Annotated in this window: 23 protein-coding genes; 19 read left to right on the top strand and 4 right to left on the bottom strand. The window is 65.8% G+C overall.

Going from position 1 to position 23652, the window contains the following annotated elements; all coding sequences use genetic code 11:
* Nucleotides 1–5 precede the first annotated feature (5 nt).
* Complete coding sequence (gene clpB / locus ACEN9Q_RS15220; protein ID WP_056436166.1) at nt 6–2618, top strand: ATP-dependent chaperone ClpB; 2613 nt, start codon at nt 6–8, stop codon at nt 2616–2618.
* A gap of 77 nt (nt 2619–2695) precedes the next feature.
* On the opposite strand, the gene ACEN9Q_RS15215 is transcribed toward clpB, so the two are convergent.
* A complete protein-coding gene (locus ACEN9Q_RS15215; RefSeq protein WP_495625168.1) occupies nt 2696–3274 on the bottom strand; it encodes an FxDxF family PEP-CTERM protein in 579 nt (192 codons plus the stop codon).
* A 529-nt stretch (nt 3275–3803) separates the two neighbouring features.
* Here ACEN9Q_RS15215 and aceA point away from each other — a divergent pair.
* From aceA to ACEN9Q_RS15200, 3 genes are all read left to right on the top strand, one after another.
* Nucleotides 3804–5102 (top strand): isocitrate lyase, encoded by a 1299-nt coding sequence (gene aceA, locus ACEN9Q_RS15210; protein ID WP_056436161.1) that lies wholly within the window; start codon nt 3804–3806, stop codon nt 5100–5102.
* A 328-nt stretch (nt 5103–5430) separates the two neighbouring features.
* Nucleotides 5431–6594 carry a 23S rRNA (adenine(2030)-N(6))-methyltransferase RlmJ gene (locus tag ACEN9Q_RS15205; protein ID WP_495625167.1) on the top strand — a complete coding sequence of 388 codons (1164 nt, stop codon included), beginning with the start codon at nt 5431–5433 and terminating at the stop codon, nt 6592–6594.
* A 163-nt stretch (nt 6595–6757) separates the two neighbouring features.
* A complete protein-coding gene (locus ACEN9Q_RS15200; RefSeq protein WP_056436902.1) occupies nt 6758–8032 on the top strand; it encodes an EAL and HDOD domain-containing protein in 1275 nt (424 codons plus the stop codon).
* 3 nt (nt 8033–8035) lie between these two features.
* Here the strand turns inward: ACEN9Q_RS15200 and ACEN9Q_RS15195 are convergent, their stop codons facing one another.
* Together ACEN9Q_RS15195 and ACEN9Q_RS15190 are read right to left on the bottom strand one after the other, a co-directional pair.
* Nucleotides 8036–8785 (bottom strand): SAM-dependent methyltransferase, encoded by a 750-nt coding sequence (locus ACEN9Q_RS15195; RefSeq protein ID WP_495625166.1) that lies wholly within the window; start codon nt 8783–8785, stop codon nt 8036–8038.
* Between the two features lie 5 nt (nt 8786–8790).
* Entirely contained in the window at nt 8791–9414 is a 624-nt protein-coding gene (locus tag ACEN9Q_RS15190; RefSeq protein WP_495625165.1) for a Maf-like protein, read from the bottom strand.
* 106 nt (nt 9415–9520) lie between these two features.
* Here ACEN9Q_RS15190 and ACEN9Q_RS15185 point away from each other — a divergent pair, with 106 nt between their 5' ends.
* The 15 genes from ACEN9Q_RS15185 to ACEN9Q_RS15115 all read left to right on the top strand — a co-directional run bounded on the left by ACEN9Q_RS15185 (nt 9521) and on the right by ACEN9Q_RS15115 (nt 22517).
* Nucleotides 9521–10018, top strand: a complete 498-nt coding sequence (locus ACEN9Q_RS15185; protein WP_082547735.1) for a YceD family protein — start codon at nt 9521–9523, stop codon at nt 10016–10018.
* 210 nt (nt 10019–10228) lie between these two features.
* Nucleotides 10229–10411, top strand: a complete 183-nt coding sequence (gene rpmF / locus ACEN9Q_RS15180) for a 50S ribosomal protein L32 (protein WP_005666806.1) — start codon at nt 10229–10231, stop codon at nt 10409–10411.
* A 176-nt stretch (nt 10412–10587) separates the two neighbouring features.
* On the top strand, nt 10588–11628 hold the full coding sequence (plsX, locus tag ACEN9Q_RS15175; protein ID WP_056436149.1) for a phosphate acyltransferase PlsX: 1041 nt from the start codon (nt 10588–10590) through the stop codon (nt 11626–11628).
* Nucleotides 11629–11630: 2 nt separating this feature from the next.
* On the top strand, nt 11631–12611 hold the full coding sequence (locus tag ACEN9Q_RS15170; RefSeq protein WP_495625164.1) for a beta-ketoacyl-ACP synthase III: 981 nt from the start codon (nt 11631–11633) through the stop codon (nt 12609–12611).
* A gap of 83 nt (nt 12612–12694) precedes the next feature.
* Complete coding sequence (gene fabD / locus ACEN9Q_RS15165) at nt 12695–13630, top strand: ACP S-malonyltransferase (RefSeq protein WP_495625163.1); 936 nt, start codon at nt 12695–12697, stop codon at nt 13628–13630.
* A gap of 36 nt (nt 13631–13666) precedes the next feature.
* The gene (gene fabG, locus ACEN9Q_RS15160) at nt 13667–14404 is read left to right on the top strand and encodes a 3-oxoacyl-ACP reductase FabG (protein ID WP_056436140.1); all 738 of its coding nucleotides are present in this window, start codon (nt 13667–13669) and stop codon (nt 14402–14404) included.
* 178 nt (nt 14405–14582) lie between these two features.
* Complete coding sequence (acpP, locus tag ACEN9Q_RS15155; protein ID WP_036168404.1) at nt 14583–14822, top strand: acyl carrier protein; 240 nt, start codon at nt 14583–14585, stop codon at nt 14820–14822.
* A gap of 25 nt (nt 14823–14847) precedes the next feature.
* Entirely contained in the window at nt 14848–16092 is a 1245-nt protein-coding gene (gene fabF, locus ACEN9Q_RS15150) for a beta-ketoacyl-ACP synthase II (protein ID WP_056436137.1), read from the top strand.
* Between the two features lie 104 nt (nt 16093–16196).
* Nucleotides 16197–16697, top strand: coding sequence for a hypothetical protein (locus ACEN9Q_RS15145; protein WP_495625162.1), 501 nt, complete (start codon nt 16197–16199; stop codon nt 16695–16697).
* A 98-nt stretch (nt 16698–16795) separates the two neighbouring features.
* Nucleotides 16796–17398: an RNA polymerase sigma factor RpoE gene (gene rpoE, locus ACEN9Q_RS15140; RefSeq protein WP_056436132.1), complete on the top strand. Its 603-nt coding sequence runs from the start codon at nt 16796–16798 to the stop codon at nt 17396–17398.
* Nucleotides 17399–17510: 112 nt separating this feature from the next.
* Complete coding sequence (locus tag ACEN9Q_RS15135) at nt 17511–17816, top strand: sigma-E factor negative regulatory protein (protein ID WP_495625161.1); 306 nt, start codon at nt 17511–17513, stop codon at nt 17814–17816.
* A gap of 182 nt (nt 17817–17998) precedes the next feature.
* Nucleotides 17999–19453: a DegQ family serine endoprotease gene (locus tag ACEN9Q_RS15130; protein WP_056436126.1), complete on the top strand. Its 1455-nt coding sequence runs from the start codon at nt 17999–18001 to the stop codon at nt 19451–19453.
* On the top strand, nt 19450–19725 hold the full coding sequence (locus tag ACEN9Q_RS15125) for a glutaredoxin family protein (RefSeq protein ID WP_495625160.1): 276 nt from the start codon (nt 19450–19452) through the stop codon (nt 19723–19725). Before ACEN9Q_RS15130 ends, ACEN9Q_RS15125 begins: the two co-directional genes overlap by 4 nt.
* 87 nt (nt 19726–19812) lie before the next feature.
* On the top strand, nt 19813–21270 hold the full coding sequence (locus tag ACEN9Q_RS15120) for a pyridoxal phosphate-dependent decarboxylase family protein (protein WP_495625159.1): 1458 nt from the start codon (nt 19813–19815) through the stop codon (nt 21268–21270).
* Complete coding sequence (locus tag ACEN9Q_RS15115; protein ID WP_495625158.1) at nt 21267–22517, top strand: ATP-grasp domain-containing protein; 1251 nt, start codon at nt 21267–21269, stop codon at nt 22515–22517. The genes ACEN9Q_RS15120 and ACEN9Q_RS15115 overlap by 4 nt, the downstream gene beginning before the upstream one ends.
* An 87-nt stretch (nt 22518–22604) precedes the next feature.
* Here ACEN9Q_RS15115 and ACEN9Q_RS15110 read toward each other — a convergent pair whose 3' ends face one another.
* The gene (locus ACEN9Q_RS15110) at nt 22605–23576 is read right to left on the bottom strand and encodes a hypothetical protein (RefSeq protein ID WP_495625157.1); all 972 of its coding nucleotides are present in this window, start codon (nt 23574–23576) and stop codon (nt 22605–22607) included.
* Between the last annotated feature and the right edge of the window lie 76 nt (nt 23577–23652).

Genomic DNA, 23652 nt, shown 5'->3' with positions numbered 1-23652 from the left:
TGAATATGCGACAAGATAAATTGACGACCAAGCTCCAGGAAGCGCTCTCCGACGCGCAGAGCCTGGCGGTCGGCAACGACAACCAATACATCGAACCCGTCCACCTGCTGTCCGCCCTGCTGAGCCAGAGCGACGGCGGCGCGCGCTCGCTGCTGCAGCGGGCCGGCGTCAACGTCGGCGGCCTGCAGACGGCGCTGCGCTCGGCGTTCGACCGCCTGCCGAAAGTGTCCGGCACGGGCGGCGACGTGCAGGTCGGCCGCGAGCTCGTCTCCCTGCTGAACCTGGCCGATCGCGAATCGCAGCGGCGCGGCGACCAGTTCCTGTCGAGCGAGATGGTCTTGCTGGCCTTTACGGAAGACAAGTCCGATGCCGGCCGCCTCGCGCGTGAGAACGGTCTTGCCCGCAAGGCGCTGGAGTCCGCGATTTCCGCCGTGCGCGGCGGCGAATCCGTGAATTCGCAGGATGCGGAAGGGCAACGCGAGGCCCTGAAGAAATATACGCTCGACCTTACCGAACGTGCCCGCAATGGCAAGCTCGACCCGGTGATCGGCCGCGACGACGAGATCCGCCGCGCCATCCAGGTCTTGCAGCGCCGCACCAAGAACAATCCGGTGCTGATCGGCGAGCCGGGCGTCGGCAAGACCGCGATCGTGGAAGGCCTCGCGCAGCGCATCGTCAACGGCGAGGTGCCGGATTCGCTCAAGGGCAAGCGCGTGCTGTCGCTCGACATGGCCGCGCTGCTGGCCGGCGCCAAGTTCCGCGGCGAGTTCGAGGAACGCCTGAAAGCCGTGCTCAAGGAACTGTCGCACGACGAAGGCATGACGATCGTCTTCATCGACGAGATCCACACGATGGTCGGCGCCGGCAAGGCCGAAGGCGCGATGGACGCGGGCAATATGCTGAAACCGGCGCTGGCGCGCGGCGAGCTGCACTGCATCGGCGCGACCACGCTGGACGAGTACCGCAAATACGTCGAGAAGGATGCCGCGCTGGAGCGCCGCTTCCAGAAGATCCTGGTCGACGAGCCGAGCGTGGAGGCGACGATCGCCATCCTGCGTGGCCTGCAGGAAAAGTACGAGCTGCACCACAAGGTCGAGATCACGGACCCGGCGATCATCGCCGCGGCCGAACTGTCGCACCGGTACATCACGGATCGCTTCCTGCCGGACAAGGCCATCGACCTGATCGACGAGGCCGCGTCGAAGATCAAGATCGAGATCGACTCCAAGCCGGAAGTCATGGACAAGCTCGACCGCCGGCTGATCCAGTTGAAGATCGAGCGCGAAGCCGTCAAGAAGGAAACGGACGAGGCCTCGCAGCGCCGTCTCGAACTGATCAACGACGAGATCGCCCGCCTGGAGCGCGAGTACGCCGACTACGAGGAAATCCTCAAGTCGGAGAAGGCGGCCGTGCAGGGCACGACGCACATCAAGGAAGAGATCGAGCGCATCCGCCTGCAGATGGACGAAGCGAAGCGCCAGAGCAATTGGCAGAAGGTGTCGGAACTGCAGTATGGCCGCCTGCCCGAGCTGGAAAAGCAGCTGAAGGACGCGGAGGCCGCCGGCGAGCAGCCGGAAGACGCGAACGGCAAGCCGCGCCTGCTGCGCACGCAGGTGGGGGCCGAGGAAATCGCGGAAGTCGTGTCGCGCGCGACCGGCATCCCCGTCGCCCGCATGATGCAGGGCGAACGCGACAAGCTGCTGCACATCGAGGAGAAGCTGCATGAGCGCGTCGTGGGCCAGGACGAGGCGATCGAGGCCGTGTCCGATGCGATCCGCCGTTCGCGCGCCGGTCTCGCGGACCCGAACCGGCCGTACGGCTCGTTCATGTTCCTGGGCCCGACGGGCGTCGGCAAGACCGAGCTGTGCAAGGCGCTGGCGAACTTCCTGTTCGATACCGAGGACGCCCTGATCCGCATCGACATGAGCGAGTTCATGGAGAAACATTCCGTGGCCCGCCTGATCGGCGCGCCGCCGGGCTATGTCGGCTACGAGGAAGGCGGCTACCTGACGGAAGCCGTGCGCCGCAAGCCGTACAGCGTGATCCTGCTGGACGAGATCGAGAAGGCGCATCCGGACGTGTTCAACGTGCTGCTGCAGGTGCTCGACGACGGCCGCATGACGGATGGCCAGGGCCGCACGGTGGACTTCAAGAACACCGTGATCGTGATGACGTCGAACCTGGGTTCGCACAAGATCCAGTCGATGGACAGCGACGAGCCGGCCGTCGTCAAGATGGCCGTGATGGCCGAGGTGCGCGGACACTTCCGCCCCGAGTTCATCAACCGCATCGACGAGATCGTCGTGTTCCATGCGCTCGACGAAAAGAACATCGGCGCGATCGCGAAGATCCAGCTGCAGGGCCTCGAGCAGCGCCTCGGGAAGATGGAGATGTCGCTCGACATCAGCGAGGAGGCCTTGCAGAAGATCGCGGAAGCGGGCTTCGACCCGGTGTACGGCGCCCGGCCGCTCAAGCGTGCGATCCAGCAGCAGATCGAGAATCCGCTGTCGAAGGACATCCTGGCCGGCCGTTTCGGGCCCAAGGATACGATCCGGGTCGGCGTGCGCGGCGGCCAGCTGGTGTTCGGCGAGGAACCTGCCGTCGAGCTGGCGAAGTAAGCCCGCGCGGCTGCGTGGAATGGAAACGCCCTGTCGGCAAGTGCCGGCAGGGCGTTTTTGTTCGTGCGCGCCGCGCGTCAGCGCTTGCGGCGCCGCGCCATCAAGCCCATCAGGCCGAGGCCGCCGAGCAGCATCGCATAGGTCTGCGGCTCGGGCACGGCCGCGACCGGGAGCTGCGCGCCCATGAGGCTGCCGACCTTGCGGTCGCCGTCCGCGCCGAACATATTCACTTTGAGCTGGGGCGCGATGGGGTTGGGATTGCCGCCGGAAAAGGTGAACTGGAACACCATATCGTCCGTCAGCGCGACGTGCGCGCCCGAGAAGCACAGCCCGGTGCCGGTGTGGCTGCCGCCGGTGCAGCCGTTCGCGTTCAATTCATTGCTCGACAGCGTCCAGTGCGTCGCGCCCTGCGGCGCCGACGTGAGCGCCACGCTGTCGAAGTTGCCGAGGTCCTTCAGCTGCAGCGCCCCAAGGGTGGTGGCGTCGGCCCAGCTGCCGGTCGGGTTCGACGCGTCGATGGCCAGGGTCAGCACGTTGCCGGACCAGGACGACGTGAAGTCGACGCCCTGGTATGCCAGCGTGCCGGCCTGGGCCGACACGAGCGTGCCGGCGCCCAGCAGCGCGCCCAGCAGGGTACTGCGGATAAGCGATTTCATGTGTTCTCCTTCTCACGAACCAACAAGGACCCGACGGCTCGCGTCCTGCGAGACCGCCGGGTACATACGGATGAGATCCGTGCCGCAAGGGTAGGAGGTGGTGCGATATGGCTCTGTTAGCCGACTAACGCATCACCGGTAACAACGGCTGAGCCGGGCAAATGCCTGGGCCGTTTGATGCATGTCGTCGTTAATGATTCTCTTCGGCATCGGCGCACTGCCCCGTCAAGGAAAACTGCGGCATTTGCGGCAGCATAGGCGACGTGCCTCGCGGAAATATCACTCGACATTCCACATCATGAAAATCTGTTCGCAGATGTGAAAAGCGCACAAGAGCGCCGCACCCGACGGTTTCCATTTTGAGAAATATGTTTTCGTATCATGAAAACAAGATTATAAGCATATGATTTTCAAGGGGATAAAAACTGTCCTATGTCTTATATAAGAGTATTGGTGCTGCGCACAACCGGCGCTATCATATTTTTAACGGAATCACTGTCCAACCCAGCTATTCAATCAGGAGAACGCCATGGCAACTCGTGAACAGCAAATCGCCGCCCTGCAACAGGATTGGGAGTCCAACCCCCGCTGGAAAGGTGTCGTCCGCAATTACACCGCGGAAGACGTCGTACGGCTGCGGGGCTCCGTCCAGATCGAACATACGCTCGCGCGGCGCGGCGCCGAGAAGCTGTGGGACCTGGTCAACAACGAACCGTATGTGAACGCCCTCGGCGCGCTGACGGGCAACCAGGCCATGCAGCAGGTCAAGGCCGGCCTGAAAGCCATCTACCTGTCGGGCTGGCAAGTCGCCGGCGACGCCAACCTGGCCGGCGAGATGTATCCGGACCAGTCGCTGTATCCGGCCAACTCGGTGCCGATGGTCGTTAAGCGGATCAACAACACGTTCCAGCGCGCCGACCAGATCCAATGGTCGGAAGGCAAGGATGACGTCGATTATTTCGCGCCGATCGTGGCCGACGCGGAGGCCGGCTTCGGCGGCGTGCTGAACGCGTTCGAGCTGATGAAGGCCATGATCGAAGCGGGCGCGGCCGGCGTGCACTTCGAAGACCAGCTGGCCGCCGTCAAGAAATGCGGCCACATGGGCGGCAAGGTGCTCGTGCCGACGCGCGAAGCCGTCGAGAAGCTGACGGCGGCCCGCCTCGCGGCCGACGTGATGGGTACGCCGACGATCCTCGTCGCCCGTACGGATGCCGAAGCGGCCGATCTGCTGACGGCCGACGTCGACGCCAACGACCAGCCGTTCTGCACGGGCGAGCGCACGGTCGAGGGCTTTTTCCGCGTCAAGCCGGGCGTCGACCAGGCGATCGCGCGCGGCCTGGCCTATGCGCCGTTTGCCGACCTCGTGTGGTGCGAGACGGGCAAGCCGGACCTGGAATTCGCCAAGCGCTTCGCCGACGCCATCCATGCGAAATTCCCGGGCAAGATGCTCGCTTATAACTGCTCGCCGTCGTTCAACTGGAAGAAGAACCTGGACGACGCCACGATCGCCAAGTTCCAGAAAGAGCTGGGCGCGATGGGCTACAAATTCCAGTTCATCACGCTGGCCGGCTTCCATGCGCTGAACTACAGCATGTTCAACCTCGCCCACGGCTATGCGCGCCGCGGCATGTCGGCCTTCGTCGAGCTGCAGGAAGCGGAATTCTCCGCCGCCGACAAGGGCTTCACGGCCGTCAAGCACCAGCGCGAAGTGGGCACCGGCTATTTCGACGCCGTTACCCAGACCATCCAGCAGCACCAGAGCTCGACGACGGCGCTGCACGGCTCGACGGAGGACGAACAGTTCTTCGACGAAAAGAAAGTCGCCTGACGCCCGCCAATCAACGTTTTCCTCCACCCATCCTCGCGATGGTCAGCCGCAGTGGCCACAAGCCGCTGCGGCTTTTTTTTACTCGTCAATTCGGGGTCAGAGCCCTTTTTTGGGCAATTGCTGAGCCGAATGTGGTTCTGCGCCGGGGCGCTGTTGGGCGGCGGCCCTATCTGGTGGATAATGACGGTTGGCCCGCATTCGCGATCGCACCGCGGGCACCGCATCAATCAGATTGGAATCCTCTATGTTCAGCTACCGCCACGCCTTTCACGCGGGTAACCACGCCGATGTCCTGAAGCATTTTATTCAGGTTCAGTTGCACAAATACATGAACCAGAAAGACACGGCCTACACGTATATCGACACCCATGCCGGTGCCGGCGTGTACGCGCTCGACAGTGCGCAGGCGGTCAAGAGCGGCGAATACGTCGACGGCATCGCGCGCCTGTGGGGGCGCGACGACTTGCCGCCGGCGCTGGCCGAGTACGTGGACGTCGTGCGCAAGCTGAACCCGAGCGGCAAGCTGCGCTGGTATCCCGGCTCGCCGTGGGTCGCGGATGCCGAGACGCGGCTGGAGGATCGCCTGCGCCTGTTCGAGCTGCATCCGGCCGACATCCGGGTGCTGGCGGAGAACGTCCGCAAGCTCGAAGCGCACCGTGCGGAGCAGGGCGCGCGGGCGCGCGGGCGCCGCATCCTCGTCGACCACGCGGACGGCTTCCACGGCCTCAAGGCACTGCTGCCGCCGCCGTCGCGCCGGGCGCTGGTGCTCGTCGATCCGCCGTACGAAGTCAAGCTCGACTACAAGCACGTGCGCGACGCGCTCGAGGAGGCGATCAAGCGCTTCCCGGCGGGCACGTACGCCGTCTGGTATCCGGCGCTGCAGCGCATGGAATCGCGCCAGTTCCCCGACCGCCTGAAGCGCCTGCCGGCCAAGGAATGGCTGCACGTGACATTGAGCGTGGCGGGCCCGCGTGCCGACGGCAACGGGCTGCACAGCAGCGGCATGTTCATCCTGAACCCGCCGTACACGCTGGAAGCGACCTTGCGCGAGACGATGCCCTACCTTGTGCAGGTGCTGGGCCAGGATGCCGGCGCGACGTTCCGCATCGAGAAGGGCACGCCGGTCACGGGCGCCGTGGCGGCACGCGGCGGCATCGCCGGCGCGCCGCGCCAGCCCGTGGGCAATGCGCGCCGCGCGAGTCCGCTGTCCGGCGGCGGCAGCCTGCGCCTGCCGGGCCAGGCGTTCGGCGACGGCGCGCGCCCGCCCGCAGACCGCGAAGGCGAGCAGGGCGGCACCGCGGGACGCGCGCCGCGCGCCCAGGCGGCGGGCCAGCGTGGTCCGCGCAACGAGGAAACGGGGCGCGGCGAACGCGCTGCCGCCGCGCCGCGTGGCTCCGGCACGGGCAGCCGGACCCAGGCGCGCGGCCCGCGTACGGAGACGGCCGCCGTGCCGCGCGGGCCATCCAAACGCGGCGGATCGGGCCGTTCCTGACCCCGTTTGCATGGATCGTTTCGGGCTGGAACCTCTGGTCTGAAACGATTTGATACGATGTCGAAATGTAAAGACTTCCCGTCTGTAGTATAGTCGGACCGATATACCGGCCAGACCGGGCGCGGTGCGCATGGTGCGCGCCGTGCGTTTCAGGAGTTTTTACATGCATGCGGTAGCAACGGCAGCCACGTCCACGCCGTCCGACGAATTCTTTTTGGCGCGCCAGCCCATCCTCGGACGCGACCAGAAACTGGTGGCGTTCGAGTTGCTGTTCCGCGCCGCCCCGGAGCATGAGGACGCGCAGCTGACCGATTATGCCGCCGCCACCGCCGCCGTGATTTCCCATGCGTCGCAGCTGGGCATGAAGCAGGTGGTGGGCGAACAGATCGCCTTCGTCAATGTCGACGAGGTCGTGTTGATGAGCGATTTCGTCCGCTTCCTGCCTCCCGATCAGGTCATCCTGGAAATCCTGGAAACCGTCCGTCCCACGACGCAATTGCTGGCGCGCATCAGGGAGTTGAAAGAGCTCGGTTTCAAGTTCGCTCTCGACGATGTTATAGGCCATTCCGAGCAGGTAAGCAAGCTCAGGAACCTCGTCGACGTCATCAAGATCGACTTGCAGGGCGTCGGCCGCGACGAGCTTGCCGGGCTCGTGCACGCATTGCGCGGGCCGCACCAGAAGTTGCTGGCGGAAAAGGTCGAGACGGTCGAGGAATTCCAGCTGTGCCTGGAACTCGGCTTCGAATATTTTCAGGGCTATTACTTTGCCCGTCCGGCCATCCTGTCCGGCAAGAAGATCTCGCCGTCGGAGCTCGTGCTGCTGCGCCTGACGGACCTGATCCACTCGGACGCCGACAACGAGGCCATCGAAGCCGCCGTCAAGCGCGACGCGCTGCTCAGCCTGAACCTGCTGCGCCTCGTCAACGGCCACCTGACGGGCGCGGGCGCGCCGCGCGTGGAATCGATCTCGCAGGCCCTCGTCCAGCTCGGCCGCAGCCAGCTGCAGCGCTGGGTGCAGATCCTGCTGTACAGCGGCCCGGAAGGGCAAGTGGAACTGAATTCGCCGCTGCTGCAGATGGCCACGACGCGCGGCCGCCTGCTCGAGCTGATGACATTGACGCTGCGTCCGGGCGACGTCGCCGGCGCCAACACGGCGTTCACGGTCGGCATCATGTCGCTGATGGATGCGCTGTTCGGCGTGCCGATGCGCGAGATCCTCGACAAGGTCGACATCTCGCGCGACGTGCGCGCGGCCCTGCTCGAGCGCGACGGCGACTACGCGGCCATGCTGAGCGTGGCGGAATCGCTGGAGCACGCGGAGCCGGGCCGTGAGCTGGGGGCGGCGCTGGGCCGGCTGGGGCTGTCCGTGAAGCAGGTGCGCGAGATCGAACTGGCCGCGTTCGGCTGGGTGCGCGAACTCGGCGCCGAGGTGCACTGATTCTTATTGGGCCAGGAACAGGAAGACGGTCGGTTTCTTGTGGAAATCCGGCGCCTTGCCGGCAGCCAGCTGGGCCTTCCACTTGGCGGCCGTCTGCGTGCGCACGGTTTCCGTCGCCAGCGACAGGTCGGTCGCCACGCACACGAGCGTACCCGGCTGGCAGCCGGCAACGAGCGCTTCCAGCATCGCGCCGTTGCGGTAGGGCGTCTCGATCAGCAATTGCGTCTGCTTGTCGCTGCGCGAGCGCTGTTCCAGCTGCTGGATGCGCTTCGTGCGCTGGGCGGCATCCGTCGGGAGATAGCCGTTGAACGCGAAGCTCTGGCCGTTCAGGCCGCTCGCCATGACGGCCAGCAGCAGCGACGAGGGGCCCACGAGCGGGCGCACGTTGACGCCGTGCTGGTGCGCCAGCCGGACGAGGTCGGCGCCCGGGTCGGCGACGGCCGGTACGCCCGCTTCCGACACGAGGCCGGCGTCGCGTCCTTCGAGCAGCGGCGCCAGCAGCGCGGCCAGCGCCTGCGCGGGCGTGTTCACGTTCAGCTCGGCGATCTGGATGTCCTGCAATGGGCGCGCGAGCGGATGGTCGATGGCGACCAGTTTCAGGAACGCGCGCGCCGTCTTGGCGTTCTCGGCCACGAAATAATCGAGCTTGCTGGCGATGTCCTGCACGTGTTCTGGCAGGATGTGGGACAGCGCGTGCGGCGCCGCTTCGGTCGGGCCAAGGGTGTTTGGAATCAGGTAGAGCGTACCGGGCATATTGTTTATTGTTGGGTAGTAAAGAACGGCATGCCGGCACGGCGCAGCATGCCCGTCAGGGCGATCAGCGGGAGGCCCGTGAGGGCGGTCGGGTCGCTGCTGTCGATGCGTTCGAGCAGGGCGATGCCGAGCCCCTCGTTCTTGGCGCTGCCGGCGCAGTCGTACGGCTGCTCGATGCGCAGGTAGGCGTCGAGCTCGGCATCCGGCAGGTCGCGGAACGTGACGAACACCTGCACATTATCCAGTTGCGCGGCCTGCGCCGCGGCGTCGAAGGGCAGGCGGCCGTCCCACAGGCACAAGGCCGTGTGGAACACGACGCGGCGGCCGCGCATCATTTGTAGCTGGGCGAGGGCGCGGGCGTGGTCGCCGGGCTTGCCGATCTGGACGCCGTCCAGCGTCGCGACCTGGTCCGAGCCGATCACGAGGGCGTCCGGATGGGTGCGGGCGACGGCCGCCGCCTTCTCGCGCGCCAGCCGCAGCGCCGTCGCTTCCGGGGCTTCGCCGGGACGCGGGGTCTCGTCGATGTCGGGCGCGACGGCGTCGAACGGCAGGTGCAGGCGACCCAGCAGCTCGCGCCGGTAGGCGGAACCGGAGGCCAGGATGAGACGCGGGAGGGTGGAACTCGGCATCGATTTTTGTAAATAAAACAGGAAGATAGCGCTTTTGCGACGGAGTCTTTGACTGCGCGGGGCGAAGCCTGTTATTATCGCAGGTTTTCCGGGGATGTTTTTCCAAATGAGCGCTTTTGTCATCGACGCTTTTGAATTTTGTCGGAACAACGGCTATCGTGAAGGCGTCACGCCGGTGGCGGAAATGACCCGCCTGGCGACCGAATGCGCCGACCGGTCCGGTGAGATCGCCTGGTCCATCCAGGGCGGCCAGACCCGGCAGGGGTATCCGATGTTGACGCTGTCCGTCTCCGGTACCGTGCAGCTGGTCTGCCAGCGTTGCCTGACCCCGTTCGGCTATCCGCTCGATTCGTCGACCGTGCTGGTGCTGGGCAAGGACGACGCGGAAGCGGACGAGATCGAGGAAATCCTCGACGACGAGAGTATCGACGTGATCGTCGGCAGCCATACCTGCGACATCCGCGATCTGCTGGAAGATGAAGCCCTGCTGGCCTTGCCGCAGGCACCGAAACATGAGGTGTGCCCCGATACCAAGCTGCTGGACTCGATCAAGTCCGAGAAGGTGTCGCCGTTCGCGGCATTGAAGAGCCTCAAATCTGAATAAAAGAATTGCGGTGGGTGCTACGTACAGGTAGCATTCGCAGCGTCAAAACGTGTCAAACGCGTGCAGCTCGAGTATTGAGTCATCGTTGTAAGGCAGCGTTAAGCATGTCGGCAATGGCGTTCCCAAAGTTATTGCCGCTGGGATACTCGATGCGCATGTACTTGCAAGTCGAATGTGTTAGAATTTTAGAACTTATGTTTAGGAGTCATCATGGCAGTTCAACAGAATAAGAAGTCCCCGTCGAAGCGCGGCATGCACCGTTCGCACGATTTCCTGACCGCCCCGAACCTGGCAGTCGAGCCGACCACCGGCGAAACGCACCTGCGTCACCACATCAGCCCGAACGGTTTCTACCGTGGCCGTAAAGTGCTCAAGACCAAGAACGACGAGTAATCGACGTCTTGCTGTTTTGTTCCATGAAAGCGGTGCAACGTATGTCGAATGCGTGGCGCCGCTTTTTCTTTCGCGGTAACTCCGTCATTTACCATCCTGCTGACTCGGTCCGTTGTGTACCCCGCCGAGAACACGCCGCCGTCGGCCGACCTTGAGCCAGCGGTCCATCCCGACAAATGACAATCAAAATTTCCATCGACTGCATGGGCGGCGACCACGGCCCCACCGTGACCATCCCGGCAGCCCTCGCATTCCTCAAGCGCGAATCCGATGCCGAACTGATCCTCGTTGGCCAGGAAGAGCAGATCCGTGCTGAACTCAAGAAACATCACGCGGGCGACAATCCGCGCCTGACCGTCCGCCATGCGTCCGAAGTGGTCGCCATGGACGACCCGATCGAAGTCGCCCTGCGCCGCAAGAAGGATTCGTCGATGCGCGTGGCGATCGAGCTCGTCAAGGACGGCAGCGCCGCCGTCTGCGTCTCCGCCGGCAATACCGGTGCGCTGATGGCCATTTCGCGCTATGTGCTGAAAACCATGGCCGACGTGGATCGGCCGGCCATCTGCTCGATCCTGCCAAACCAGAAGGGCGGTCCGACGTACATGCTCGACCTGGGCGCGAACGTCGACTGCGAGCCCCACCACCTGCACCAGTTCGCCATCATGGGCGCCGTGCTGTTCGAGGCGATGGAAAAGCGCCGCCCGAGCATCGGCCTGCTCAATGTGGGCACGGAAGAGATCAAGGGCAACGAAGTGGTCAAGGCCACCGCACCCCTGCTGCGGGCCGACCACGAACGCGGCGTGCTGAATTTTCACGGCAACGTCGAAGGCAACGACATCTTCAAGGGTACCGTGGACGTCGTCGTGTGCGACGGTTTCGTCGGCAACGTGACCCTGAAGGCGATCGAAGGCCTGTCCCGCTTCGTCAAATCGGTGTTCCTCGAAACGACGATGTCGAAGATCGGCGCCCTGTTCGCGCGCAAGTCGCTCAAGAAGCTGAACCCCGAAAGTTATAACGGCGCCGGTCTGCTGGGTCTCAAGGGCCTGGTATTCAAGAGCCATGGCGGCGCCAATGCCTACGCCTACGAGTGGGCACTGCGACGCGCTTTTGACGCGGCGAAATATAATGTGCAGGCGCAACTCTCGACCTTGATCGCCGAAATGTTGCCGCAAGCTCCCGACCCGGAAGCGCCAGGCTCAACTATTCAGCAGGGTTAGTAATGACTTACAGCAAAATTATCGGCACCGGCAGCTATCTGCCCGAGCAGCGTGTCACGAACGACGACCTGGCGGCCCAACTGGCCGTCAAGGGCATCGAGACGTCGGACGAGTGGATCGTGTCGCGCAGCGGCATCTCCGCCCGCCACTACGCCGCACCCGAGGAAAACGCGTCGGACCTCGCCGTGAATGCGGCGCGCAAGGCGCTCGAAGCGGCCGGCCTCGAAGCCGAGCAGATCGACCTGATCATCGTCGCCACGTCGACTCCGGACTTTTTCGGCAGCTTCCCCAGCACCGCCTGCATCGTCCAGAACAAGCTCGGCATGCGCAACAACAGCGCCGCGTTCGACATGGGCGCCGTGTGCAGCGGCTTCGTCTACGCCATGGCGACGGCCGACGCCTTCATCAAGGCCGGCAACGCGAAGAACGTGCTGGTGATCGGCACGGAAGTGTTCTCGCGCATCCTCGACTTCGACGACCGCAGCACCTGCGTGCTGTTCGGCGACGGCGCCGGCGCCATCGTGCTGGCGGCATCCGAGGAACCGGGCGTGCTGGCCGTCAAGCTGCATGCCGACGGCAGCCACGGCGACATCCTGTGCGGCCCGTCGAACCCGTCGAACCTGGCCGTCAACCAGAAATTCCTGTACATGGACGGCCCGGCCGTCTTCAAGTTGGCCGTCACCGTGCTGGAAAAGGTCGCCAATGAAGCGCTGGTCCATGCGCAAATGCCGGCCAGCAGCATCGACTGGTTGATTCCGCACCAGGCCAACCTGCGCATCATGACGGGCACGGCGAAAAAGCTGGGCCTGCCGACCGACAGGATGATCGTCACCGTCAACGAACACGGCAACACGTCGGCCGCATCGATCCCGCTGGCGCTCGACGTGGCCGTGCGCGACGGCCGTATCAAGCCCGGCCAGAACGTCATGATGGAAGGCGTGGGCGGCGGCTTCACATGGGGCGCCGTGCTGGCGCGCATGTGATTACAGTCAAGCTCGACTGAACAATCCACCGGGCGCCTGGCCGAGCCGGCGCCCGGCAACGAACAACAATCAAGGAGAACTTGATGAGCAAATTCGCATTTCTTTTCACCGGCCAGGGCGCGCAGGCCGTCGGCATGCTGAACGGCTTCGCCGGCAACCCGGTCGTCGCACAGACCGTCGCCGAGGCGTCGGACGCGCTGGGCCAGGACATCGGTAAGCTGATCGCCGAAGGCCCGAAGGAAGACCTGGACCTGACCACCAACACGCAGCCCGTGATGCTGACGGCCGCCGTCGCCGTGTACCGCGCGTGGATCGCCGCGGGCGGCCCCAAGCCGGCCGTCGTGGCCGGCCACAGCCTGGGTGAATACTCGGCCCTCGTCGCCGCCGGCGTGATCGACTTCAAGGATGCCGTGCCGCTGGTACGCTTCCGTGCCCAGTCCATGCAGGATGCCGTGCCGGTCGGGCAGGGCGGCATGGCCGTGATCCTCGGCCTCGCGGCCGACGACGTGCGCGCCGTGTGCGCCGAGGCAGCCCAGGGCGACGTCGTGGAAGCCGTCAACTTCAACGAACCGACGCAGATCGTGATCGCGGGCCACACCGCGGCAGTCGAGCGCGCCTGCGACATCGCCAAGGCGAAAGGCGCCAAGCGCGCCATGAAGCTGGCCGTGTCGGCGCCGTTCCACTCGTCGCTGCTGAAGCCGGCGTCGGACCGCCTGCGCGAGTACATGGCGAACCTGAATTTTGCCGCACCGCAGATTGACTTGATCAACAACGTCGACGTGGCTATCCTGAACGATCCGGCCGCGATCAAGGACGCGCTGGTGCGCCAGGCTGCCGGTCCCGTGCGCTGGGTCGAGACGATGCAGAAGATGGCGGCCGACGGCGTGACGCAAGTCATCGAATGCGCGCCGAGCAAGACCCTGATCGGCATGGCCAAGCGGATCGACCCGGTGCTGGTGGGCGAAGCCCTGGTCGACCAGGCTGCGCTGGAGCGCGTGCTCGCCGCCGTCAAAGGCTGAGCGCAGCAAAATCCCGTTAGAAAAAAAGAGGACCAAATGAATCTGCAAAACCAAGTCGCCCTCGTCACCGGCGCCTCGCGCGGCATCGGCAAGGCCATCGCGCTCGAACTGGCCCGCCAGGGCGCGAAGGTGGTCGGCACCGCCACCACCGGCGCCGGCGCCGAAGCCATCAGCGCCTACCTCGCCGAATTCGGCGGCAAGGGCGTCGTGCTGAACGTTACCGACGCCGCGCAATGCGCCGCCGTCATCGACGACGTCAGCAAGAACGTGGGCGCCATCGGCATCCTCGTCAACAATGCCGGCATCACCCAGGATCAACTGGCGATGCGCATGAAGGACGAGGAGTGGGACAACGTGATCGCCACCAACCTCACCGCCGTCGGCCGCTTGTCGCGCGCCGTGCTGCGCGGGATGATGAAGGCGAAGCAGGGGCGTATCATCAACATCACGTCCGTCGTGGGCGCGTCCGGCAATCCGGGGCAGATGAATTACGCGGCCGCGAAGGCCGGCGTGGCCGGCATGACCCGCGCGCTGGCGCGCGAGATCGGCAGCCGCAACATCACCGTCAACTGCGTGGCGCCGGGCTTCATCGACACCGACATGACGAAGGCGCTGGGCGAAGGCCAGCACGAGGCGCTGCTGACGCAGATCCCGCTGGGCCGCCTGGGCCAGCCGGAAGACATCGCGCATGCGGTCGCCTTCCTGGCCGGTCCGCAGGCCGCCTACATCACGGGTACCGAGCTGCACGTCAACGGCGGCATGTACATGGGCTGATGGCCCGACGTGCCGGCAGGGCGTCGAATGGCGCAGCCGGCACGTTTTGCAAAGAAATCTCGGCAGTTGGCGGTAGTTTCAGCCGATTTAGCGTCAGACGCCGAAAATAGTTTTTCAACGCGCAAACCCTGATAAAATGCGCGCACTTTCCGCAACACATACCTAATGGAGCCATAACATGTCGGATATCGAACAACGCGTTAAAAAAATCGTCGCTGAGCAACTGGGCGTTGCCGAAGCAGACATCAAAATCGATTCCTCGTTCGTTGACGACCTCGGCGCTGACTCGCTGGACACCGTGGAACTGGTGATGGCCCTGGAAGACGAATTCGAAATGGAAATCCCGGACGAGCAGGCCGAGAAGATCACGACCGTTCGTCAGGCTATCGAGTACGCACAGGCACACGTCAAGGCCTAAGCTTTCAGGATTTCAGGAGAAGCGCTTGAGTTCACGCAACCGCCGTGTCGTCGTTACCGGCCTGGGTTGCATCTCTCCGATCGGCAACACCATTGCCGAGGCGTGGGAGGCAGCACTGGCGGGCAAATCGGGCATTGCCAACATCACCAAGTTTGACGCAGCGCCATTTTCGACCCGCTTCGCGGGCGAAGTGAAGAACTTTAACGTCGAGGACTACTTGCCGGGCAAGGAAGGCCGCCATATGGATACGTTCATCCATTTCGGCATGGCCGCCGGCATCCAGGCGATACAGGATTCGGGCCTCGTCGTCACCGAGGACAATGCCGACCGCATCGGCGTGCTCGTGGGCTCCGGCATCGGCGGCCTGCCGATGATCGAGGAGACCAAGGCCGAGTACGACACGCGCGGTCCGCGCCGTATTTCGCCGTTCTTCGTCCCCGCGTCGATCATCAACATGATCTCGGGCGACCTGTCGATCAAGTTCGGCCTGCGCGGCCCGAACCTGGCCATCGTGACCGCCTGCACGACCGGCCTGCACTGCATCGGCCAGGCCGCGCGCCTGATCGAATACGGCGACGCCGACGTGATGATCGCCGGCGGTGCCGAATCGACCATGTCGCCGCTGGGCCTCGGCGGTTTCGCCGCGGCGCGCGCGCTGTCGTCGCGCAATGACGATCCGGCGACGGCATCGCGTCCGTGGGACCGCGACCGCGACGGCTTCGTGCTGGGCGAGGGCGCCGGCGTCATGGTGCTCGAAGAGTACGAACACGCGAAGGCGCGCGGCGCCAGGATCTATGCGGAAGTCGTCGGCTTCGGCATGAGCGCGGACGCCAACCACATCACGGCACCCCTCGAGGACGGCAGCGGCGCATCGCGCTGCATGGTCGCCGCGATGCAGTACGCGGGCATCAACCCGGACCAGGTGCACTACGTGAACGCGCACGGCACGTCGACCCCGGTGGGCGACGTGGCGGAAGTGAAGGGCATCAAGCGCACCTTCGGCGACCATGCCGGCAAGCTGGTCGTCAACTCCACCAAGTCGATGACGGGTCACCTGCTGGGTGGCGCGGGCGGCCTGGAGTCGGTGTTCACCGTGCTCGCGATCCACAACCAGGTGTCGCCGCCGACGATCAACATCTTCAACCAGGACCCGGAGTGCGACCTGGACTTCTGCGCCAACACGGCGCGTGACATGAAGATCGATTACGCGGTGAAAAACTCCTTCGGTTTCGGCGGTACCAACGGTACGCTCGTCTTCGCGAAAATTTAATCGATTTCCGAAGATAGTCGAACTTTCAGACGCCCATTCCTGTCCAAGGAATGGGCGTTTGTCTTTTCTGGCCGAGCGGTCACGTTAACCCAACGAGTATTCCCATGTCGATCGCGGTTTCCGCGCTCGTCAGGCCGTCACGCATCCAGCGTTTCCTGTGGGGCGGTTGCGGCGTGGCGCAATGCGCATCGGCGCTGGCCGTCGGGCTGTTGGCGCCCGGACGTTTCCTGCTGACGCCCGTCGTGGCGTTCGCGCTGGCCGGCGCCGGCGCGGCCGTGCTGGGCGCCGCGGCCCGCCGTCCAAAGATGCACCAGATTGATATTTCTGGAACCGGCGCCTTACGCGTGACGGTACAACAGGACGTGGGCGGCCCGCAGGACGGCAACGCGGTCTTGCTGCCCGGCTCGGTCATCTGGCCGATGCTGATGTTGTTGCGGTATGCCGCGCCGGGCACGGGGCCGCGGGTACTGGCCGTGTGGCGCGACAGCGTCGACGCCGCTTCGTGGCGCGCGCTGGCCGTCGCGCTGGTAGTGGTCGGCCGGCGCGGAGATGCAGACGAAGGATGCGAAGAATCGACGAACTTATTGCAGCGGACCAACTCTTAAAAAAGAAACGTCGTCCCGTCGCGCGTGTCGGCAACGCTCGGCGGGGTGTCCACGTTTCCGTATAACAGGGACGCCGCCGCAGCCAACGGGGCATTGCAGTGACGACCGAACGCGAATGTGATCAACTGCTGGTTGAGCGCGTCCAGGCGGGCGATCGCCGGGCGTTCGACCTGCTGGTGGCGAAATACCAGCGGCGCCTGATGCGGCTCGTGTCGCGTCTCGTGCACGATCCGGCCGAGGCGGAAGACGTCGTGCAGGAAACCTTCATCAAGGCGTTCCGTGCACTACGCCATTTCCGCGGCGATTCCGCGTTTTATACGTGGTTGTACAGGATAGGAATCAATACGGCAAAGAATTTTCTTGTTACGCAAGGCAGGCGGGCGCCGACCTCGACGGAAACCGATGCCGAACGTGCGGAAGGATTTGACGACGCGGATAGCTTGCGAGACATTAATACACCGGAATCGGTGTTGGCCAGCAAGCAGATCGCCTATACCGTGAATGCGGCCATGGAAGCCCTGCCGCTGGAATTACGGACAGCGATTGTCCTGCGCGAAATAGAAGGTTTAAGCTACGAGGAAATCTCCGAAGTGATGGCGTGTCCAATCGGTACGGTGCGGAGCCGGATTTTTCGGGCGCGCGAAGTCATCGCCGAGAAATTGCGGCCCCTGCTCGATATCTCGGCGGACAAGCGTCGGTAGGTAGCGATGATCGTGAAGGAATCTCGCACGACCGGAGGCGGCTGGCGGCCGGCCGGATCGAGGTTCCCGATGTTGGAGACCAGGGATCACATACCGGCGTGATGGAACGACGATGGACACGAACAAGAAAAACCGCGAACTCATCTCGGCGCTGAGCGACGGCGAGATCCCGGATGCCGACCAGGAACTGGCGCTCGCCGCCCTGGACGGTCCGGATGGCCAGCAGGCCTGGGTGCTCTTTCACCAGATCGGCGACGTGCTGCGCGCGGCGCCCGCGCCCGACCTGTCGCCCGGCTTCGCGGAACGGCTGGCGGCACGCCTCGCGGCCGAGCCGCTGCCGGGCAAGCGCGCGGCCGTCGCAAGCGATGCGGCCGGTCCGGCGGCGCAGTTCGACCAGACCGTGGCCGGTCCCACCTGAGCCGCCGGCGCATTCCCCGGCGCGGCCATGCACCGGCCACGCCGTCCCATGCCGGATCGCCGGATCGCCGGAGCGCCGGCGCGCCGTCACCTCCGCCCCGTCCGCCACGGACGTGCCAACGCGACAACAATGCACTTTTGTCTTACCATACCATTCATTCAAGCACAGACCTTATCGATCCTATGACAAGCAAAACCGGAAGCGCGATCCTGTCCGCCCTCGTATTTGCGGGCGCGAGTCTGATGTTCTCCCCGGCGGCCCACGCGGCCGCGCCCGTTGCCGTCCCGGCTGTCACCGGCCTGCCGGACTTTGCCGACCTCGTCGACAAGGTCGGTCCAGCCGTCGTCAACATCCGCACCACGGAACGCGTCCGCCTCGACCAGGGCGGGGGCGACGAGGAGATGCAGGAATTCCTGCGCCGCTTCTTCGGCGGCCAGATGACGCCGCGCGGACGCCGCGGCGGGCCCGTGGAGCAGCCGCAGGAAGAACGTGTGCAGCGCGGCGTCGGCTCCGGCTTCATCATTTCGGACGACGGGTTCGTGCTGACCAATGCCCACGTCGTGGAGGGTGCGGACGAGGTCGTCGTGACCCTGACCGACCGGCGCGAATTCAAGGCCAAGGTGCTCGGCTCGGACGCCCGCAGCGACGTCGCGCTGCTCAAGGTCGACGGGCGCAACCTGCCCAGCGTGCGCATCGGCGATTCCAGCCGGATCCGCGTGGGCGAGTGGGTGATCGCCATCGGCTCGCCGTTCAACCTGGAGAACACGGTGACGGCCGGCATCATCTCGGCCAAGGCGCGCGATACGGGAGAGTATTTGCCGCTGATCCAGAGCGACGTGGCCGTCAACCCCGGCAACTCGGGCGGGCCCCTGATCAATATGCGTGGCGAAGTCATCGGCATCAACTCGCAGATCGCGACCTTGTCCGGCGGCTACAACGGCATCTCGTTCGCCGTGCCGATCGACGAGGTCATGCGCGTGTCCGACCAGATCCGCAAGACGGGCAAGGTCACGCGCGGGCGCCTCGGCGTGCAGATCAGCGAAGTCACGACCGACGTGGCCGAATCGCTGGGCCTGGGCCGCGCACGCGGTGCCGAGGTCGCGATGGTCGAGCCGGGCGGGCCGGCGGACAAGGCCGGCGTCAAGGTCGGCGACATCATCCTGAAGTTCAACGGCAAGGACATCGACCGGTCGTCCGACCTGCCGCGCCTCGTCGGCGGCAGCGCCGTCGGCAGCCGTGCCACCGTCACCGTGTGGCGCCGCGGCAGCCAGCTCGACCTGCCCGTGACCATCGTCGAACTGCAGGAGGAAAAATCGCCCACGGCACGCGCGACGCCCAAGAAACCGGCGCCGGACCAGGCCCCGAACGCGCTGGGCTTGCATGTCTCGGACCTGTCGGCCGTCCAGAAGCGCGAGCTCAAGACGGAAGCGGGTGTGCTGGTCGAGTTCGCCGAAGGGCGCGCGGCGTCGGCCGGCATCCGCCAGGGCGACGTGATCCAGCAGATGAACAATGTCGAGATCACGGGCGCCGCCCAGTTCAACGGGCTCGTCGCCAAGCTCGACGCCAAGAAGCCGGTGGCCCTGCTGGTGCGGCGCGACAATGTCTCACGCTACCTCGTCATTCGACCGCGCCCATGAACGGCGCACCGCGCTTCACGCTGTATTCGAGGTCGTACTGCCACCTGTGCGACGACATGCTGGCGGCGCTGCAGGCCTTCATGGCGCGCCAGGGGCAGGCCTACACGGTGGACGTGGTCGACGTCGACGCCGACCCGGCCCTGGTCAGCCGCTTCGACGAGCTGGTGCCCGTGCTGGCCGGCGACCCGGCCGGCACCGAGATATGCCACTATTTCCTCGACGAGGCGGCGCTGCGGCGCCATCTCGGCCTGCAACCGGTGGCCGCGCTCTGATATCCATGGCAATTGCCATAACATTCCTATCGTGTCCCCGGATCGATTCGGCGGCGAACTGCGATAATCGGCGTCATCGATTCCTGAATGACGCATATGGCTGACGGCCCCGACACTACGCTCGACCCCGAGGACTGGAAGGACATCCGTGCCCTCGGGCACCGGATGCTGGACGATATGTTCGACCACCTGGAAGGCATCCGCGCGCGTCCCGTGTGGCAGCAGATGCCGCCGGAAGCGCGCGCGAGCCTGCATGCGCCGCTGCCGCGCGGCCCCGGTTCGCTGGCGGACGCCTACCGGACCCTGCAGGACAATGTGATTCCCTATACCGTCGGCAATCCGCATCCGGGCTTCATGGGCTGGGTGCACGGGGCCGGCACGCCGGTCGGCATGCTGGCCGAGATGATCGCCGGGGCGCTGAACGCCAATGTGGGCGGACGCAACCAGGCGCCCGTCGAGGTCGAGCACCAGGTGTCGGGCTGGATGGCGTCCCTGTTCGGCTTTCCGGCGAGCGCACGCGGCGTGTTCGTCACCGGCACGTCGATCGCCAACTTCATGGGCGTCGTCGTCGCGCGTACGAGCGCGCTCGGCCGCGACGTGCGCGCGGAAGGGCTCGCCGCCCACGCCGGCCTGCGCGCGTACGCGTCGACCGAGGCGCACGGCTGCATCGCCAAGGCGATGGACATGGCCGGCTTCGGCACCGACGCGCTGCGCAGCGTGCGCGTGGACGCCGCCGGCCGCATGGACCTCGCCGACCTCGCCGCGCAGGTCGAGGCCGACCGCAGCGCAGGGCTGCGTCCGTTCCTCGTCGTCGCCAGCGTCGGGACGGTGAACACGGGCGCCATCGATCCGCTTCCCGCGCTGGCCGATTTTGCGCGCGCGCATTCGATGTGGCTGCACGTCGACGGCGCCTACGCGGCACTGGGCATGCTGGCGCCGGACGTCGCGCCGCTGCTCGACGGCATCGCGCGGGCCGATTCGATCGCCTTCGATTTCCACAAATGGGGCCAGGTGCCGTATGACGCCGGCTATTTTCTCGCGCGCGACGGCGAACGCCTGCTGGACGCCTTCGCGGCGCCGGCCGCTTACCTGCAGCGCGCGGGACGCGGCCTCGCGGCGGGGACGGCCTGGCCGTGCGACGTCGGCCCCGACCTGTCGCGCGGCTTTCGCGCGCTCAAGACGTGGCTGACGTTCCAGGTCTACGGCGCCGATGCCATCGGCCGTTCGATCTCGGCCACGTGCGCGCTGGCGCGCCTGCTGGCCGAACGCGTCGCGGCCGAGCCGGAGCTTGAGCTGGCCGCGCCCGTCACCCTGAACATCGTCTGCTTCCGCTATGTCTGCATTGACCCCGAACGCGTCAACCGCGAGATCGTGCTGGCGCTGTACGACGAAGGCCGCGTGGCGCCGTCGGCGACGACGCTCGACGGCCGCTATGCGATCCGCGCCGCGATCGTCAACCACCGCACCGGCCCCGCCGACATCGACGCGCTCGTCGACGCCGTGCTGCGGGCCGGCCGCCGTCTATCCTTACCTCCCACAGCATGATCACTCCTGAACTCGTCGACGCCGCCGCCACACCGCACGCCCCCCTGATCGGTGCCGCCGCGCTGATGCGCTGCGCCTTCTATCGCGCCGACCTGCGCCCGATCGGCGAACTGTTGCTGGCGCGCGCCCAGGCGAATCCGGACGATGCGAACGCCTGGCTCGATGCCAGCTTCGTCCTGCAATTGCTGGGTCAGCGCGCGGCGGGCCTGGACGTGCAGGCCCACGCGCTCGCCACCCGGTCGCTGTACGCGTTGCCGGCGCCGGCGCGCACGCCGACCCTGAACCTGCTCGTGTTGATGGGTCCGGGCGACTTCATGGCCAACACGCCGATCGAATTCCTGCTGCAGACGTCGGACATCGCCGCGCACGTGCAATACGTGACGCTCGACCTGCCGCTGCCGGAACAGGTGCCCGACCACGACGTGCTGTTCGTGGCGCTCGCGCAATCGGACGCCAACGTGCCGCTGTTGCGCGACGTGGCGCAGATGCTGGACGGCTGGCCGCGGCCCGTCGTCAACCGGCCGGAGCAGATCGCGCACCTGTCGCGCGACGGCGCCCATGCTAAGCTCGACGGTGCGGCGGGCGTGCTGATGCCGCGCACGGTGCGCGTGGCGCGCGCGACGGCGGCGCAACTGGCGGACGGTGTGCTCGACGTGCAGACGCTGTTGCCGGGCGCCGCGTTTCCCCTGATCGTGCGGCCGCTCGATTCGCACGCCGGCACCGATTTGCAGAAGGTGGCCGATGCGGCCGCGCTGCGCGACTACCTGGCGGCGCAGCCGTCGGGCGAGTTTTATCTCGCGCCGTTCGTCGATTATTCGGGGCCGGACGGCCAGTTCCGCAAATACCGCATCGTGCTGATCGACGGCCAGCCGTTCATCTGCCACCTGGCGATCTCGTCGCACTGGATGGTGCACTACCTGAACGCGGGCATGGACGACAGCGCCGCAAAACGGGCGGAGGAGGCGGCCGGCATGGCCGGTTTCGACGCCGGCTTCGCGCGGCGCCACGCGGGGGCGCTGGCGGACATCGATGCGCGCATCGGCTTGCCCTACCTCGGCATCGATTGCGCGGAAACGCGGGACGGCCGGCTGTTGATCTTCGAAGTGGACAATGCCATGGTCGTGCACGCGATGGACGACCCGGGCAAGTACCCGTACAAGGGACCCGCGATGGAGAAGGTGTTTCGCGCGTTCGAGGCGATGCTGCACCGGGCGGCAGGCGCGGCGCCAAACGCGGCCCCCGACTAACCGTCGCCCCCGCGCAGGCGGGGGCCCAGGTTTATTTCACATCTACGCAACGTAATTGGGTTCCCGCCTGCGCGGGAACGACGGCATTTACGCTACGGCGAGTGCGCGCGCATCGTTGGCGACGGGCAGTACGGCCGCCGGCGCCAGCAGCGCGCGCATGAACGCCCGCTTCGCCGCGCTGCGCGGGCTGGCCCAGAAGCTGTCGAGGGTCGCCTGCGGCACGCCGTCGTAGTCGACGCGCAGCAGGTACGGCCGGCCCAGCAGTTCGCTGTGGACATAGCTCGCAAAGCATTCGGCGAAATCGTCGTAGGGATTCGTCGCGCCGTACAGGCTGGGAAAGTCGCTGCCTTCCAGGCCCGAGTACGCTGTCAGGATGGCGTCGCTGTCCAGCTTGTTGGTGCCGTAGAAATCGACGACGCCGCGCAGTTCGAAATCCGAGCCGTCCCACGGCACGAAGCGTCCTTGCGCATTGACGCCCCAGCTCAGGTCGAGGAAGGGGAAGGATGCGGCCGGCACCGGTTCCCACCAGCGCGGCAGGAACGTCCCGCCCGCCGTCACGACGTGGCCGAATTCGTGCAGCAGCAGGAATTGCAGGGCGTGCGCGCGGGTGTCGTCGTGCGGGTCCGCGATCGTCGCGGCCAGCGAAAAGCCGGGGCCGCCGAACGGCAGGTTTTCCTTCCACGTCGCCCAGGAATTGGCGGTGTGGGTTTCCAGCAGATCGATGTCGAGCAGCACGATGCAGCCGAGGATGCGGCCGTCGACGGCATCCGCGACGATGTCCGTCACGCCCGACGAGCCGAGCCCGCGGCCCACGCAGACGCCCAGCAGCAGCGGGCTCACCATGTCGCGCACGGCGGCCGGCATGCCGGCCAGCGCGGCGCGCAGGTCCGCCTGCAGCGCGCCGTCCGGCGTGCACGGGGCGGGCACGGCATCCATGCCGGAGGCCATGTTCACCTGATGCACGAATTCGCGCACTTCGTCGGGCAGGGGCAGGATACGGGTCTCGATGGGCTGGCCCAGCAGGGCGCTCCATTGCTGCGGATCGGACGTGTAGATCATGGTGTCGACGTATCGGGATGGCGGCGGGCCGCCGATGTCCCATTAACGGCGCTTCCATCGCCAACTTGACGGTTGG

The organism is Massilia sp. Masssp93 (assembly GCF_059491295.1).
The sequence above is the reverse complement of the archived record's forward strand: the minus strand, read 5'-3'. Positions and strand labels throughout refer to the sequence as shown.

What these genes read in the sequence shown, in the direction of transcription:
- rpmF (WP_005666806.1), top strand. Translation starts at nt 10,229, where the DNA reads ATGGCAGTTCAACAGAATAAGAAGTCCCCGTCGAAGCGCGGCATGCAC.
- ACEN9Q_RS15170 (WP_495625164.1), top strand. Translation starts at nt 11,631, where the DNA reads ATGACTTACAGCAAAATTATCGGCACCGGCAGCTATCTGCCCGAGCAG.
- ACEN9Q_RS15145 (WP_495625162.1), top strand. Translation starts at nt 16,197, where the DNA reads ATGTCGATCGCGGTTTCCGCGCTCGTCAGGCCGTCACGCATCCAGCGT.
- aceA (WP_056436161.1), top strand. Translation starts at nt 3,804, where the DNA reads ATGGCAACTCGTGAACAGCAAATCGCCGCCCTGCAACAGGATTGGGAG.
- clpB (WP_056436166.1), top strand. Translation starts at nt 6, where the DNA reads ATGCGACAAGATAAATTGACGACCAAGCTCCAGGAAGCGCTCTCCGAC.
- ACEN9Q_RS15130 (WP_056436126.1), top strand. Translation starts at nt 17,999, where the DNA reads ATGACAAGCAAAACCGGAAGCGCGATCCTGTCCGCCCTCGTATTTGCG.
- ACEN9Q_RS15205 (WP_495625167.1), top strand. Translation starts at nt 5,431, where the DNA reads ATGAACCAGAAAGACACGGCCTACACGTATATCGACACCCATGCCGGT.
- ACEN9Q_RS15185 (WP_082547735.1), top strand. Translation starts at nt 9,521, where the DNA reads ATGAGCGCTTTTGTCATCGACGCTTTTGAATTTTGTCGGAACAACGGC.
- fabG (WP_056436140.1), top strand. Translation starts at nt 13,667, where the DNA reads ATGAATCTGCAAAACCAAGTCGCCCTCGTCACCGGCGCCTCGCGCGGC.
- ACEN9Q_RS15200 (WP_056436902.1), top strand. Translation starts at nt 6,758, where the DNA reads ATGCATGCGGTAGCAACGGCAGCCACGTCCACGCCGTCCGACGAATTC.
- acpP (WP_036168404.1), top strand. Translation starts at nt 14,583, where the DNA reads ATGTCGGATATCGAACAACGCGTTAAAAAAATCGTCGCTGAGCAACTG.
- ACEN9Q_RS15195 (WP_495625166.1), bottom strand. Translation starts at nt 8,785, where the DNA reads ATGCCCGGTACGCTCTACCTGATTCCAAACACCCTTGGCCCGACCGAA.
- plsX (WP_056436149.1), top strand. Translation starts at nt 10,588, where the DNA reads ATGACAATCAAAATTTCCATCGACTGCATGGGCGGCGACCACGGCCCC.
- ACEN9Q_RS15125 (WP_495625160.1), top strand. Translation starts at nt 19,450, where the DNA reads ATGAACGGCGCACCGCGCTTCACGCTGTATTCGAGGTCGTACTGCCAC.
- ACEN9Q_RS15190 (WP_495625165.1), bottom strand. Translation starts at nt 9,414, where the DNA reads ATGCCGAGTTCCACCCTCCCGCGTCTCATCCTGGCCTCCGGTTCCGCC.
- ACEN9Q_RS15120 (WP_495625159.1), top strand. Translation starts at nt 19,813, where the DNA reads ATGACGCATATGGCTGACGGCCCCGACACTACGCTCGACCCCGAGGAC.
- ACEN9Q_RS15135 (WP_495625161.1), top strand. Translation starts at nt 17,511, where the DNA reads ATGGACACGAACAAGAAAAACCGCGAACTCATCTCGGCGCTGAGCGAC.
- ACEN9Q_RS15115 (WP_495625158.1), top strand. Translation starts at nt 21,267, where the DNA reads ATGATCACTCCTGAACTCGTCGACGCCGCCGCCACACCGCACGCCCCC.
- ACEN9Q_RS15215 (WP_495625168.1), bottom strand. Translation starts at nt 3,274, where the DNA reads ATGAAATCGCTTATCCGCAGTACCCTGCTGGGCGCGCTGCTGGGCGCC.
- fabD (WP_495625163.1), top strand. Translation starts at nt 12,695, where the DNA reads ATGAGCAAATTCGCATTTCTTTTCACCGGCCAGGGCGCGCAGGCCGTC.
- ACEN9Q_RS15110 (WP_495625157.1), bottom strand. Translation starts at nt 23,576, where the DNA reads ATGATCTACACGTCCGATCCGCAGCAATGGAGCGCCCTGCTGGGCCAG.